General features: G+C 46.7%; 14 protein-coding genes. 3 read left to right on the top strand and 11 right to left on the bottom strand.

The window, feature by feature from the left end; all coding sequences use genetic code 11:
* Nucleotides 1–4 precede the first annotated feature (4 nt).
* Nucleotides 5–937 (top strand): DMT family transporter, encoded by a 933-nt coding sequence (locus HUB64_RS10250; RefSeq protein WP_173496935.1) that lies wholly within the window; start codon nucleotides 5–7, stop codon nucleotides 935–937.
* 153 nt (nucleotides 938–1090) lie between these two features.
* Here the strand turns inward: HUB64_RS10250 and HUB64_RS10255 are convergent, their stop codons facing one another.
* The 4 genes from HUB64_RS10255 to HUB64_RS10270 all read right to left on the bottom strand — a co-directional run bounded on the left by HUB64_RS10255 (nucleotide 1091) and on the right by HUB64_RS10270 (nucleotide 5318).
* Nucleotides 1091–2737: a methyl-accepting chemotaxis protein gene (locus tag HUB64_RS10255; RefSeq protein WP_173246426.1), complete on the bottom strand. Its 1647-nt coding sequence runs from the start codon at nucleotides 2735–2737 to the stop codon at nucleotides 1091–1093.
* 93 nt (nucleotides 2738–2830) lie between these two features.
* The gene (locus HUB64_RS10260) at nucleotides 2831–3385 is read right to left on the bottom strand and encodes a cache domain-containing protein (protein ID WP_106651425.1); all 555 of its coding nucleotides are present in this window, start codon (nucleotides 3383–3385) and stop codon (nucleotides 2831–2833) included.
* Nucleotides 3386–3629: 244 nt separating this feature from the next.
* Entirely contained in the window at nucleotides 3630–5090 is a 1461-nt protein-coding gene (locus tag HUB64_RS10265) for an aminoacyl-histidine dipeptidase (protein WP_028761557.1), read from the bottom strand.
* Between the two features lie 51 nt (nucleotides 5091–5141).
* Complete coding sequence (locus HUB64_RS10270; protein WP_173496936.1) at nucleotides 5142–5318, bottom strand: hypothetical protein; 177 nt, start codon at nucleotides 5316–5318, stop codon at nucleotides 5142–5144.
* On the opposite strand from HUB64_RS10270, the gene HUB64_RS10275 reads away from it, so the two are divergent.
* A complete protein-coding gene (locus tag HUB64_RS10275) occupies nucleotides 5310–6848 on the top strand; it encodes a leucyl aminopeptidase family protein (protein WP_173496937.1) in 1539 nt (512 codons plus the stop codon). The two genes, HUB64_RS10270 and HUB64_RS10275, sit on opposite strands and share 9 nt — an antisense overlap.
* A gap of 743 nt (nucleotides 6849–7591) precedes the next feature.
* Nucleotides 7592–7981, top strand: a complete 390-nt coding sequence (locus tag HUB64_RS10280) for a hypothetical protein (protein WP_251071146.1) — start codon at nucleotides 7592–7594, stop codon at nucleotides 7979–7981.
* Nucleotides 7982–8027: 46 nt separating this feature from the next.
* On the opposite strand, the gene HUB64_RS10285 is transcribed toward HUB64_RS10280, so the two are convergent.
* The 7 genes from HUB64_RS10285 to HUB64_RS10315 all read right to left on the bottom strand — a co-directional run bounded on the left by HUB64_RS10285 (nucleotide 8028) and on the right by HUB64_RS10315 (nucleotide 13702).
* Nucleotides 8028–8372, bottom strand: coding sequence for a DUF2956 domain-containing protein (locus HUB64_RS10285; protein ID WP_173246420.1), 345 nt, complete (start codon nucleotides 8370–8372; stop codon nucleotides 8028–8030).
* Between the two features lie 114 nt (nucleotides 8373–8486).
* Entirely contained in the window at nucleotides 8487–9326 is an 840-nt protein-coding gene (locus HUB64_RS10290) for a heme ABC transporter ATP-binding protein (protein WP_173496938.1), read from the bottom strand.
* A 10-nt stretch (nucleotides 9327–9336) separates the two neighbouring features.
* Entirely contained in the window at nucleotides 9337–10353 is a 1017-nt protein-coding gene (locus tag HUB64_RS10295; protein ID WP_173496939.1) for an iron ABC transporter permease, read from the bottom strand.
* A 65-nt stretch (nucleotides 10354–10418) separates the two neighbouring features.
* Nucleotides 10419–11390, bottom strand: coding sequence for a hemin ABC transporter substrate-binding protein (locus tag HUB64_RS10300; protein WP_173246411.1), 972 nt, complete (start codon nucleotides 11388–11390; stop codon nucleotides 10419–10421).
* Nucleotides 11391–11487: 97 nt separating this feature from the next.
* Nucleotides 11488–11925 (bottom strand): biopolymer transporter ExbD, encoded by a 438-nt coding sequence (locus HUB64_RS10305; protein ID WP_028761550.1) that lies wholly within the window; start codon nucleotides 11923–11925, stop codon nucleotides 11488–11490.
* Entirely contained in the window at nucleotides 11922–12677 is a 756-nt protein-coding gene (locus HUB64_RS10310) for a MotA/TolQ/ExbB proton channel family protein (protein ID WP_173246408.1), read from the bottom strand. Before HUB64_RS10310 ends, HUB64_RS10305 begins: the two co-directional genes overlap by 4 nt.
* A 137-nt stretch (nucleotides 12678–12814) precedes the next feature.
* The gene (locus HUB64_RS10315; protein WP_173496940.1) at nucleotides 12815–13702 is read right to left on the bottom strand and encodes an energy transducer TonB; all 888 of its coding nucleotides are present in this window, start codon (nucleotides 13700–13702) and stop codon (nucleotides 12815–12817) included.
* Between the last annotated feature and the right edge of the window lie 164 nt (nucleotides 13703–13866).

Genomic DNA, 13866 nt, shown 5'->3' on the forward strand with positions numbered 1-13866 from the left:
CGATATGAAATCCCATACACCTTACATGACATTCGTTTGTCTACTGATTTGCGTTTTTAGCTGGGGCAGTGTGTTTCCGATTGCTAAGCGAGTGCTGGAGGAGATGTCAGGGGAATCTCTCGTATTCTGGCGTTTTACCATTGCGGCTGTGACTCTAGCGTTATATATCGTTTTTACTCGTCAGGTTTGGCCCAAATTGAGTTTGGCGCAATATATTGTCATAGCGTTAGTGGGTGTGATTGGTGTGGGCGGCTTAAATCTGGCGTTATTTAATGGCCTGCAGCATACCTCTGCTGCCAATGGTGCCTTGATTATGGCGCTCAGCCCGTTGGTGACTTCAATCGTCAATGGGCTATTACAGCGTGAATGGCTCAGCAGACAACAAGTGTTCAGCTTAGTGGGCGGTTTGGCGGGCGTACTGCTAGTGATCACCAACGGTAGTGTGCAGCAGTTGCTCAACTTTAGTTTTAACCAAGGTGATGTGATGATTGCCGCCGGCATGTTGGCGTGGAGTGGTTATACCATTTGTTCGCAACGGGTCGGCCATTGGTTGCCTGTGTTGCCATTTACCTTGCTGAGTATGATAGCTGCCAGTGTGTCTATGTCCGTGGTTGGGCTTGGCCGAGGTGAGTTTCACCCTTGGCTGGAGTTGATGGAAGTGTCGGCAACGGCTTTTTCTAGCGTGCTCTACATAGGTTTGTTCGCCACTGTGCTCGGTTATCTGTTTTGGATTAACGGCGTTAAAGCGCTTGGCCCCGCTAAGGCATCGATCTTTTTTAATCTCGTGCCCGTTTTTGCAGCATTAACGGCGTTAGCCATGGGGCAGGCGGTGACGGAAATTCAGTTGGTAGGGATGCTGATAGTGATCCTTGCGTTGATGTTACCTATGTTAGTCAACCTGCGCGCGGCAAGAGGCTTAGTGGTTAAGCGCTGCTAATCAGTGCTAGCTTTGCTGTTTAAATATAAGGGAGCACCTGAATTCAGATAATCACTGCGACAGGTTTATGCTCCCTTATTCGTTAGAGGGGACTTTTCAAACATCACTGATTTACAAAAGGTAACTTATATAAAAGCTTTCACCCTCAACAAATTACAGTTTAAAGCGGCTGACCAGCGCAGTGAGATTACTCGCCATTGACGAGAGTTGTACGCTTGCTGCGTAGATTTCATCAGTGGTTCGTAGACTCTCCTCCGACTGTTCGGCAATGTGTTGAATATTTTGATGACTCTCGTTGGCCATAGTGGTTTGCGCTTTAGCTGCTAGGGCGATTTGATTATTCATCTCACTAATTTGGCTGACCATTTCTGCAATATGCGCTAAGGCTTCACCGGCATTACTGGCGGCTTCTACGCTTGAGATAGCCTTTTCATTACCGATATTAATCGCCGCCACAGCGCTTTGAGTGCCATTTTGCACATTGGCGATCATTAATTTAATTTCTTCGGTGGATTGGTGAGTCTTAGAGGCAAGGGATCGCACTTCATCGGCAACCACTGCAAAGCCGCGTCCTTGTTCGCCCGCGCGCGCCGCTTCAATTGCAGCATTAAGGGCTAATAGATTCGTCTGTTCGGCAATGGCTTGAATCACCTCAAGCACGCGGCCAATATGTTGGCCTTCCTGTTCGAGTTTATTGATCTGCATTTCTGCCGTGCCTACATCTCCCGCAAGTTCACGAATCACATTGATGGTTTTTTTCACTCTTGCCTGACCGTCGGCGGTAAATACGTCGGCTTGTTTAGCGGCATCGGCGGCATGACTGGCACTGACTGATACTTCTTGTACTGAGGCGGCAATATGATCGCTGGCATCGGCGATTCTGTGGGTGGCAGCTTGTTGATCCATCAAGTTATGTTTTGCTGATGCGCTGGTTTTGGCTAGACCTTCGGCAGCGGTGTTGAGCTCTGATGTAGACTGTTTAAATTGCGAGATAATACCGTGTAAGTTATCGAGAAAATGATTGAATGCCTTGGCGAGATCACCAAGCTCGTCTTTAGAGGTTAAGTGGACTCGTTCGGTCAAATCGCCATCACCATCGGTAATGTCGTGGATTTTTGCGAGTAAAACCGCCAGCGGTTTGCTGATGAGTTTAGGCAGTGCAACGATAAAGAGTATGCAGATCAAGAGACTGATGGCTAAGGCAATTAACTGCATCTGTTGTCCATGATTGGCATCATCATCTACTTGGGCTATCGCTGCGGTAGTATTACTGTTTAAATCATTGATTAAATGATTAATGTTCTGGTGTAGTTGCTCGAATTGCGTTGCTGCTTGACCGAAACTAAGATCAATCGCCGTTGTTCTACCGTTACGGCCATTTTGGGTGCGTTGATTACTGATTTCTGTGGTTGTCGCTCGCCAAATATCGAAACTGTGATTCAATTCATTGAGCTTATCTTTAGCGAGGGGACTTGTGGTCACATCGGCAAACTTATCAATATGTTCTTTAACGAGAGAGATACTATTAGTGTGCTGCTTTAAAAGGTCGTTGTAAGAGTCTGTGCCCACGTTAACAAACATCAGGCTGCGCTCGGCCACTTGAGCTTGATAAAGCTCTTTATCGGCTTGTAGTAGTTCAGATTGGCTAGGTAAGTATTCAAGCGCGAGTGTATTCGCGCTGTGATTTAAGGCTTTGAGTCCTAAAATGCCAGTTGAAGAGGCGAAGATGACTACGCCAGCGAGTAGCAGACTTGGATAAGTCAGTTTCTGATTAACGGATAGATCTTTATACCATTCCATAGTCACGCCCTCCTTGATTGATACACTGAAAAGGTGAGAGCCGCAATAACCTCTGTGGTAAGAGTGCAGCCCATCACTGGCGTTCTCTGGTAATTAGAGTCCAAATTGATCTAGGTTGATCCCAATCGTGATAGCACCAATTGCAGCATCGCCATCCATCACTGGAATAGAAATTTGTACTAGATAGGCTTGGGAGCTCTCGTCAAATTTGACCGGACCTATGTGTTTATCACCTTTGCCATTGGCGAAGGATTTTTGCCATTTATCTTCATCACCCTGCCAATAATCTGAAGTTTTACTGATCATGGCGACGTTCGCGCCTTGATTGTCCATGAGGAAAATTTCTTGGTAGTAAGGTTTGCTGGCTTCGAAGGTCGTGAGATACTTGGCCGCTTCGTTGTTCATCAGGGATGACATAAAGTCATCAATACCTGCGGTGGCAATCCATTTTTCATCTAATGTTTTGATTGAATCTAAGCTTTTGCCTTGGGCGTTTTGCGCTTTAACGGCATTCACCAGTACCACTTCTCTGCCTAATGGCATCAGTGAATCGGCTAGGTCGATAACGGCTTTGGGGACTTCTTCGGCGAAACTGAGGTTACTGCTGAGCAGTAGTGCGGCGGCTGACAAGATTTTACCAAATTTCATGATCTCTATTCCTTAAGGTCACAGTATTGAAGGGGAAAGCGGTTATCTCTAAAAGCGCGATAAGCAAAAATACGTTAGGGTCAGACAGAACAACTATAGTAGAAAATTCAAGTTATTCAGTTCTTTCATAAAAATTTTATCGATGGCATTTCTACACAAATAGAATCCGCGGTAAAAAATAAGGCCACATCTGACTTGAGCAGATGTGGCCTTGAATTGAGTGAGCTTGGGTAAGGTTAAAACATTAAGCCTTGACTGGAATGCGCTCGAGTACGGCTAATAATAATGTCCAATATTGGCCGACTGTGGTGATGTTTACCATTTCGTCTGGACCGTGTGGATAGCGAATGGTGGGACCAATCGAGACCATGTCCATGTCTGGATAGGGTTTCTTGAATAGGCCGCACTCGAGACCCGCATGGATCACCATGATCACTGGCTCTTTGTGGTAAATGTCTTGATAGGTTTCGCGCACTATTGCCATTACAGGTGAGCTGTTATCTGGCTTCCAGCCTGGGTAAGCACCGCTTAAATCGATATCGGCTCCGGCTAAGTTGGTCAGCGCAGTTAACATGCCTTCGACTTGAGTACGGCCAGAATCGATCAGCGAGCGGATAAGGCACAGGATAGTGACTTCTTCATCGTTAGTGCTGATAACGCCAACGTTGAGCGAGGTTTCAGTCACACCTTCGACTTCATCACTCATGCGGATCACGCCGTTCGGGCACACATGCAGCAAATCGATCAGGGTATTTTGGCTGTTTTCGCTCATCACACGTTTTGGCGTTGGGATAGTGTTTAACACTAAACGCATATCGGGATCGGCAATGGCGAGTTCGGTGCGGATAAGCGCTTCAAACTCAGCGACTTTTTCGTTTAAGGCGCTGACGTTTTCTTCTGGCAACATAAAGCTGATGTTGGCTTCCCGTGGGATCGCATTACGCAGTGAACCGCCGCTAAATTGGGTCAACTCCAATGCTAAATCATCTGCGTTTTCAAAGAGGAAACGCGCTAATAGCTTGTTGGCATTACCACGACCTAAGTGAATATTCACCCCAGAGTGACCCCCTTTTAAGCCTGATAAGTGCAGGCTAAAGGCTGAGTAACTTTGCTCAGACGCTTGCCACACCATAGGCAGGGTGATTTGAGCATCGACACCACCGGCGCAGCCCATGTAGATTTCACCTTCTTGCTCTGAGTCGGTATTGATCAGAATGTCTGCGTCTAACATGCCAGCCTGTAAACCGAAGGCGCCTGTCATGCCCGCTTCTTCATCTATCGTCAGCAGCACTTCTAATGGGCCGTGCTTGATATCATCAGAGCCTAAAATGGCTAAAGCCGATGCCATGCCAATACCGTTATCTGAACCTAAGGTTGTACCCTTGGCTTTAACCCAATCGCCATCGACATAAGCTTCGATAGGATCTTTAGTAAAATCATGCACTTTATCGGCATTTTTTTGTGGCACCATATCGATATGGGCTTGAATAACCACGATTTTACGATCTTCCATACCCGGCGTCGCAGGTTTACGGATGATCAAGTTGCCAACGGCATCCTCAACGACGGCAAGTTGTTTGCTTTTAGCCCACGCTTGAATGTGCTGGCTTAATGCTTGCTCATGCTTAGATGGATGGGGAATCGCGCAAATTTGTTCGAACCATTGCCATAATGGCTGCGGGTATAACTGACTTAAGGCTGTCACTTGAGTGTCCCTCATAAGGTCTTGTGGGTATAGGGCAAATTTGCGGCCATTCTACCACATTCTGTGCAGCCAAATAATCTCAGCATCACAGGCTTTTGGTGAGCTGGCAGCCAAAGTTTCCAATTCGATTTTTTCTGGGAGTGTCGGTAGCACTTTTAGATTGGTAATTAAGCGATAGAGCGGGAATAATGCAGGCACAATAATGAAAAAGGATGGGTCATGTTTCAAGTTAACTTCGTTGATGTAAAAGCAGAAAATGCCATTTTTGATGGTGAAGGCTGGGATGCGGTTGTGGTGGTGACGCCCGATCTGGATTCTATCGGTTTTGATGAGATAGGTTTATTGGCTCAGCACGGTGCCCACGTGGATAAGCGCGTGGGTAAGAGCCCGACATTACTGTTTGCCCCAGGGCTTGCGGGAGGGCGTTTGATCATTGCCCCTGTCACCCAAGTGAATGACGAGTATGTGGACGTGCGAGTCTATGCCAATGCTGCAAGGGCGGCGATTGCCATTGCAAAAGACGCAGGCGCAAAACGTCCGTTGTTATATGTAGTGCCATCGAAGGACTCACGTTTTAGTTTTGCCTCTGAAGTTGCAGCATTAGCCTGCGGTCAAGAACTGTGGCAAACCTTAGAGCTGCGTGAAGCGACAGGCTTAACACCTGCATTTGAGGCCATAGGGTTATTATCTTCATCAACCCATAACAGCAATTTGCTCAATGCCTTAGAAGCGGGCCGCGTATTAGCGCGGGATTTGTGTGGTACTGAACCTGAGCGCATGTCGGCTAAAGCCTTTGCCGATTATTGTCTGCAATCCTTAGCGGGCAGCGTGATCAAAACCGCAGTGGTAGAAGACAGAGATATTTTAGAGCGTGATTATCCGCTACTCAGTGCTGTGGCGCGTTCTTCTTTTGCCGTCGGTCGTCATCAGCCTCGCGTGGTGAAACTAGAGTATCTGCCGGAGGGTCAAGTGACTCGCACTTTCCTGTTTGCGGGTAAGGGCGTGATTTACGATACCGGCGGCGCCGATCTGAAAGTCGGCGGCGCTATGGCGGGTATGAGTCGTGATAAAGGCGGCGCTTCTGCCGTGGCGGGTTTATTTAAAACTCTGTCAATGCTAAAGCCTAAAGGTATTCGAGTCATTGCCGAGTTAGGTTTAGTGCGTAACAGCATAGGCAGCGAAGCCTTCGTGACCGATGAAATTATTACGAGCCATGCGGGTGTGCGGGTACGAATTGGTAATACGGATGCTGAAGGGCGCTTAGTGCTGGCGGATTTACTGAGCCATTTACGTATCAAAGCCGTGTCGGCGGTGAAGCCTGAGATGTTTTCGGTAGCAACACTCACAGGTCATGTCGTACGTTGTTATGGCAGTTATCCTGCGGCGGTTGAAAACTCAGTGGCGAGTTCACAGCAATGCGCTGTCACTTTACAACAGCAGGCGACTCAATGGGGTGAACCCTTTGAAGTGTCTACATTACGCCCTGAAGACTTCGCTAAGATCCGCGATGTGTCAGGCGCTGCTGAAATATTATCTTCCAATAATGCACCATCATCGATTACCGCCCGTGGACATCAATATCCCGCGGCGTTTTTACTGAAAGCCTCTGGACTATTTGATCATGGGGTTAATGCCCCTATTCCCTTGGCTTACACACACTTAGATATTGCAGGAAGTGCAACAGAAGGTGATCCGCTCTACGGCAAACCCACAGCGAGTCCGCTGGTGGGCTTGTATCAATATCTGATCAATCGCTAACGATTTGTGGTAACAAATAGAAATAATTCTGTAATATCTTATTTATTAGATATTTACAGGGTTATTTCTGTTTTTCTGTGAAACAGATCGCCATTAACCTCACTATAATTGTGTAATTTAATTACATTAAAAAGCCTTAATCAAAAAAAATACAAATAAAGGTTGTAATAAAACTACAAATCCATATAATTACTTTCGTGGATTAGGCACTACGCCTTTCCTCTCTAGTCTATCCAGGATGGATATTTTTCTCCAAGGACCTGAGTGACAAGTCGTCTCAACGGATATGAGAATCTCTAGTTCCAAGGAACCGAGCCAAGCTTCACTAGAGTACTTAATCACAACTAATTTAGGAGTATTGACTATGTCTTATACAGGCAACAACCATATTTATTGGCAAAACACTTGGTTTAACACTGATGTTTTGCGTGGCGGTTTATTCGCCATGAGCTTTAAGGCCTAACCCTCCTTAAAGTTTTAGTTTCCATCATCCATCAACCTTTGTATCGCCTTTTTTGGCGTGTTTAGACTCAAGTAGCATATTGATGTTTTTGCATGGATATGCCAGGTTTTTCCCGCTAGCGCGGTAATGTACTTCCCCGAAAGGGACGCTTGAAATATGTCTTTGCCTGCTCATTGAGCAGGCTTTTTTTTGTCTTTTTTTCGCTTAAGTATTTAACGGTTTTGCCTGATGTAATGAGCGTAAACGGTTCGTGTTAGAAGTGATGTGGTATGGACAATAAATGGATATGGGGTTCAATATACAAGCTATCGGCCTATCGCTTGTGATACTTGTTACTCAGGGACTGTTTATGGACACTAAGTTGTTTTTTCAAAATGGTAAGTTAACACTGGATATCAACCCCAGTGAGATGCGAATGTCGCATTGGGTTTATGCGCCAGTGTTAATCAATACTGAAACGGCGGAAGTGCTTTTTGATTTATCAGGGAAGGGCTGGGATTTTCGGTCTGCAGAAGAAAGTGGTGATGACATCATTTTAAAGCTTGCCCGTTATCCTGATGCGAACAATGTATTTAGGCTCGTTCTGAATATATCAAAAGACCGAGCAAGCCTTAACGGTAATATTTTTTCAATTAATGATGTGTGTAAGGTATTAGAGGATATTGCCTAACAAGTGATATATGGATTTTTTAATTTTTATATATAAATCATAGCCTTTAATCTGCAAAGATATATGCGGCAAACCCTACCCAACTTAATAGTAAAAGCGTTATGGCAATCCAAGTCGCGGTGGTGAACTGACGTTGAGATTCGAATAATGCGTCTGAATCCTCTAGTTCATCAGTGTCATTAACTGTGCGAGATTTTGCTCTCAACTGTTGTTTACGTGCTTTATCCCGTTCGCGAGCTTTGGCTTTTTGCAGCTTTTTATATTCAGCTATGCCTTTTTCTATCCCTTGGGCAATGAGTTTAGTTTGCTCTTTGGTTTGGCCCGGCTTTTGGGTGGCTTTGGCTGCGACCAGTGCTTCTTGTTGAGTTTCTGTCGAGATAGTGGGTTTCATCTGGGCTCTGCCTAAATTAATGCGGCTGTGGCTAAAAGGTGATAGCTAAAGTGTAAACGCAGCGATTATACCCACATTAGACCTCAAAAACGTAAGATGAATATCTTCTTTCCATTAAAAAATCAGTGGATGTCCACCCTGTGGGGCGGGGATATATACAGGCTCGTAGTCCCATACTTCCCTAATGGTATCAACCGACAAAGCATCGGATGGCGTGCCTTCACTGACGATTCGCCCTTGTTTTAACACAATTAATTGATCGCTATAGCGCGCGGCTTGGTTTAAGTCATGCAGTACCACTATTACAGTGTAGCCTTGTTGGTGAGCTAAGTTTTGGGCTAATTCAAGTACTCTGTGCTGCTGGGCAAGATCTAACGCCGATGTTGGTTCATCCAGTAATAGTACGGGCGGAAACGGCGATTGCCTGAGTTGAGTTAAGACTCTGGCGAGTTGGACTCGCTGTTTCTCGCCGCCAGAGAGGGTTGGATAGCTGCGCTTAGCCAGATGGGTTAAGCCCACTTGCGCCAGTTGCTCGGTAACTAACGCATCACCTTCTATCTTACTGATGGTTAAGGGATATAAGCCCATTGCTACGACTTCTGACACAGTGAAAGGAAAGGTGAGGCTGGCGTGTTGCGGCAGTACAGCTAAGGATTTTGCCAGCTCGCTCCTAGGCCAATCCGCCAGCTGGCTATGGCCTAGTCGTATACTTTGCCTTGGTGTGCTGATTTCTTGGCAAAGGGCTTTAAGCAGGGTGGATTTACCCGCACCATTTGGGCCGAGTAGGGCGGTTACCGCACCCGATTGAAACTGTACATTAATATCACTGAGCACGGTTTTTGGACCGATGCTGACATCGAGCTGACAAATGCTGAGCTGGGTGCGATCAAATTGCGCCTTGGCTGAATAAGTTGTCGATTGTGTTGGTTGATTTGCAAAGGATGTTGCAGCCATAAAAACTCGCTTAGATTAGCTTACTGCGTTGTTGCAGTAGTAAAAAGATGAAGAAAGGCGCACCGATGAGCGCGGTGACGAGTCCAACGGGTAACTCGGCAGGCGGTAAAAAAGCGCGCGCGCCGATATCGGCCAATGCCAATAGGGCTGCACCTAAAAGTGCGCTGATGGGCAGCAGTTGGCGATGATCTGGCCCTAACATCATGCGCACTAAATGCGGCACGATGAGGCCGATAAAGCCGATAATTCCTGTTGCAGCTACACTTACGCCAACCCCTAAGGCGCAAAGCAAAATAAGCCTAAGTTTGAGCCTATCGACATCTATCCCTAAGTGGCGTGCTTCGGATTCGCCAAGCAGCAAGGCATTGAGTGCCGCCGCATCTTGGTGAAATCGCCAACTCAGTAGCGCTAAGGTCACAAGACACAGACTGACATATAGCCACTGCGCACCTGCAATCGATCCCATTTGCCATAGGGTTAAGTCACGTAGCGCCATGTCGTTGGCAAGATATGTGAGAACACCTATTCCTGCGCCTGCCAGCGCAGCTATGGCAACACCCGATAAAAGTAATAATACGACCGATGTACCTGTTGGGCTGCTGGCGAGTCGGTAGACGATAAGGGTGGTCACTAATCCCGATGCAAACGCACTGATGGGGATCATCAATGGATTCGCGTTGGGTAGCAGCACGATACAGATGGCTGCGCCAAGTGCTGCGCCGGATGACACTCCGATAATACCGGGATCCGCTAAGGGATTGCGAAAAAGCCCCTGCATTACCGCGCCGCACTGTGCGAGCGTAGCGCCTACTGCTAACGCCAGTAATGTCCGCGGTAAGCGCACATTGTTGATTACCAGTTGCTCGTGGGGCGCAATATTGCCGATATTTTGCTGGGTAGCCCAATTGAACACTGCATTTAGGGCGTCGATAAAGCTGATGCTAACGGGGCCAGTGCTGACCGAGAGTAAGCCGCTTAGGGCTAACAGTGTGACTAGACTCGGCCAGAGCCAGCGGTTGAGGAACATCTCAAATATCCTTTCTATTTTTATCTGGGGTTAATTAGTGCTAACTGTACTCATCGCTGTGTTTGTTAATGGTTTTGCTTGAGCAATGTGCTGGCGAGCGTATCCGCGGCGCTTATGGCACTGATGCCTAAACCACCGAGAAGGGCTTGCGGTGCTAGTGTTTGAATATGGCCGTTTTCCCCTGCTGGGGTATGGGCGAGTAGTGGCATCTCTTTCAACAGTTCTTGGGCAATTTGTGCATTAGTTTGATCTGTGGGTTTATCGCTACGCTTTGACAGCAAAATAATGTCGGGCTGTAAGGATAGAATCCCTTCTTGAGACATGCTTTTGTAGCCATCAAACTCGGCGATATTTTGTGCCCCAGACAGCTCAATAATAGTATCTGCGGCTGTGCCTTTACCGCCAACACGTGCACCGCGGCCTTCTTGTAACAGCATGAAGAGAATTTTGGGCTGAGAGCCAGCATCGCGCACTTGTTGTTTTTTACCCGCTAAGCTTTGCAGTTGTTGATGTAAATCTTGTTTTAATTTAACCGCATGTTCTTGGCGATTGAGTAAGTGACCTAAGGTATCCACATTGTTCATCAGTTGTGGTTCATCATTTGTTGCGGGTAATTGCACAACTTGGATATTCGCCTGTTTTAATACCTTTAGTGTGGTTTCTGGTCCCATCACATCTGAACCGACAACCAGCGTTGGGGAGAGGGCAATAATGCCTTCGGCGGAGAGCATTCTGTGATAACCAAGCTTAGCCACATGGCTCAAACTTTCAGGCACATAGCTGGTGGAGTCGATGGCGACTAGCTCATTGCCTGCGTCGAGGGCGAGTATGAGCTCTGTGACTCCTGTACCCGCACTCACGAGTCTTATCTCTGGCTCGGCACTCAGTTCAGCGCTAAAAACGCTTGAGGATAGTAAGGCCGTAAGTGCTGATGTGAAAAAAATAAATTTTTTCAATGCTTTATATGTGCGTCTATGTTGATAACGTTGAGCAATGGAACCTTTGTTTACTGGTATTTTAGTTGCTTGAAACAACATGGTTAAACTCCTAATACAACTTGTTCGCGACAGGCTTAGATGCCGTTTTTTGATGTCAGACTTTTGCTTTCTCGTTTAAATGGCTGGTTCGGATACGCTAATGCTCCATCAAAATTTGGGTCTGACTGATGGACTGCGTCTGCAACAGTGCAAGCAGTTGCATCAAAGGTTCCACTGGCGCGGCTTTGTCGGCGGCAATGACAACCGTCGCCTTCGGCATAGTCTGAAAATGTGCAGTAAATTCAGTGGTAAAAGTGGCTAAGTCATCAAACTCTTTGCCATCAATAGCCCAATAAGGCGCTGTTGCCATGATATTGATGGCAATTGTTTGTTTGTTGTCGATTGCCGTGATGGCCGAGCTTGGGCTTTGTGGCACATCTACCGGCAAACTTAATAATTGGCTATTTGCCGTCAGCAGTAAAAACACCAGCACGATAAAAATAATGTCGATTAACGCGGTTAAATCTAGGCTCGGAAGTTGCTCAGGCGAAGCAATGCCAGCCTGCGATAAGAATGGTTTATCTGCACTTATCATGTCTGTGGCTCAATTTGAGAATGGGGCTTGGATGCCAATTTTTGCTCGACTCTGGTTTTACTGACTCGGGTGAATGCATGGTAATGATTGGCATCAATTGAAATATCTTCGATACCCGCTAACCAGAGATTGAGTTGATTGAGCACATGCCCAGCACGCAGGCATTGGCCTTGAGCCCAGATCCCAAAAAGATGGGCGGCGGTAATGGCGGGCACGGCGATCATGAGTCCGGCAGCTGTGGTGTTCATCGCAAGGCCCAGTCCAGCACTGAGTTGTGCTGGAGTGACGGGGCCTTGTGATTGCCCGAGTTGGGCAAACATTTCGATGAGTCCCAATACTGTGCCGAGCAAACCGAGTAGTGGACTAATGATGCCAATCACTTGTAAAACCTTGAGTCCGGCTTGCAAGTCGCGTTGTTGCTTATTGAGCCACAGACTGAGTAATTCTTCCCTTAGCACTTTTGGCTGGTGGACTTGTTTGAGTAGCAAGGTCGCGCCACGGGCGAGTAAATCTTGCTGTGCGCTGGTTTGCGCTAGCAGCGCGCTGACGTTTTCAGTGGTTGCCGCTGAGCTTGATTGACGCAATGCTTTTACCCAGGCCTGTTTTTTGGGCCAGATTGATAGCAAAGTTTGATGCAAAAACAAGGCGCTACGTTCAAGGCAGATCATCAAAGCTAAAAAAGCACATAACAACAAGGGCCAAGTCAGCACGCCAAGCTGAGTCTGTAGGGTTGAAAAATCAGTTACGGGCATTAAGCCTCTCCAATCTATTGAAAAAAGTAGTTTTATATGTAAGTTAGTAAAACAAAAATCAGGCTAGTTGTGCGGTGGCTAATTCCCTACGAGCTAACTCTCCACGGGCTAACTTTTCACTGGTAGCATTGGGCCTGTTAGTTGAGCGCGAAGCGAATAGGCACTCTGACCTTATAATGACTCGCTAGCCTTTGCGCTGGCGCCGTAAATTGCCAGTTTTCAACTGCATCTAACGCGGCTTGATCTAACAGACTGAACCCTGAGCTTTTTACTAACGTCAGTGCCAGTTGCTCACCAAGTTCGTTAAACATCACTTCTATGGTTGCAGTTCCTTCTAGCCCTTTTTTACGCGCTATTTTTGGATAAGTCGGTTGCGGTGGCGTTGCAGCGAACAGCGGTTTTGCTAATTCCACTATGTTAGTTTGGGCACTGTCAGTTGTTACACTGGCCACATTTGGGGTCGCTTTTGCATCAACTTCGGCTGCGTTAGCGATTAAATCCATTTGTGCAGTTTGGGGTTCTGTTTGTTGTTCAACTTGTTCGAGTCGCTTATGTGCTAAAACGCTTGGATTTAAAGCACTTGAATTTAAAGCACTTGGTTCTAAAGCGTTCGTCGCTAAAGGGTCCGTATTCGGATGATTGTTAGCCGTGGGTTTTGTTGCTGAAGATTTTTTGGCGAGTTGGCTGTCAATTCGTTGATCAGCTTTAGTTTTCGGGATAACCGCCTTATCGACAGATTCTGCTGTTGATACTTTTTGCGCTGTACTGTTTTTTTGCACTGTACTGTTCACTGTTGCTACTTTGGCGTCTGTTTGCTTGATGGGCTCTGCACTCGTGTTGCTTGTAGCGCTAGTCGCGGTAGAAAAATTAAGGGTGACAGTATTTGCGCTGGGAGTGAGTGATGCTTGGTTTACGCTCGATGATTGGGCGCTTGGCTGCATAGTCATAGCGGGTTGGGAGGCGATAACACCCGTCTGGATGGCAACCGTTAACGCGCCAAAGGCAAGATATCGTTTTGGTGTCACAGCAACCTCTTTTTCCAATGAAAGCCATTTTCCTAATTAAGATATCTCAATATAAACAAGATCGCAAATGATAATGATTTGCATTTGATCTATTTTGTTGTCTCAGGTAGAGTGCCTGCAATAGCTCGAATGAGCGCTTAACAAAGCAGCTAAACCGACAATTT

The sequence above is a fragment of the Shewanella sp. ISTPL2 genome (assembly GCF_013283205.1).
In the GTDB taxonomy this organism is placed as follows: Bacteria; Pseudomonadota; Gammaproteobacteria; order Enterobacterales; family Shewanellaceae; genus Shewanella; species Shewanella oncorhynchi.

Coding starts and splice junctions, on each gene's coding strand:
- HUB64_RS10250 (WP_173496935.1), top strand. CDS start 5: ATGAAATCCCATACACCTTACATGACATTCGTTTGTCTACTGATTTGC.
- HUB64_RS10255 (WP_173246426.1), bottom strand. CDS start 2,737: ATGGAATGGTATAAAGATCTATCCGTTAATCAGAAACTGACTTATCCA.
- HUB64_RS10260 (WP_106651425.1), bottom strand. CDS start 3,385: ATGAAATTTGGTAAAATCTTGTCAGCCGCCGCACTACTGCTCAGCAGT.
- HUB64_RS10275 (WP_173496937.1), top strand. CDS start 5,310: ATGTTTCAAGTTAACTTCGTTGATGTAAAAGCAGAAAATGCCATTTTT.
- HUB64_RS10280 (WP_251071146.1), top strand. CDS start 7,592: ATGGATATGGGGTTCAATATACAAGCTATCGGCCTATCGCTTGTGATA.
- HUB64_RS10285 (WP_173246420.1), bottom strand. CDS start 8,372: ATGAAACCCACTATCTCGACAGAAACTCAACAAGAAGCACTGGTCGCA.
- HUB64_RS10290 (WP_173496938.1), bottom strand. CDS start 9,326: ATGGCTGCAACATCCTTTGCAAATCAACCAACACAATCGACAACTTAT.
- HUB64_RS10295 (WP_173496939.1), bottom strand. CDS start 10,353: ATGTTCCTCAACCGCTGGCTCTGGCCGAGTCTAGTCACACTGTTAGCC.
- HUB64_RS10300 (WP_173246411.1), bottom strand. CDS start 11,390: ATGTTGTTTCAAGCAACTAAAATACCAGTAAACAAAGGTTCCATTGCT.
- HUB64_RS10305 (WP_028761550.1), bottom strand. CDS start 11,925: ATGATAAGTGCAGATAAACCATTCTTATCGCAGGCTGGCATTGCTTCG.
- HUB64_RS10310 (WP_173246408.1), bottom strand. CDS start 12,677: ATGCCCGTAACTGATTTTTCAACCCTACAGACTCAGCTTGGCGTGCTG.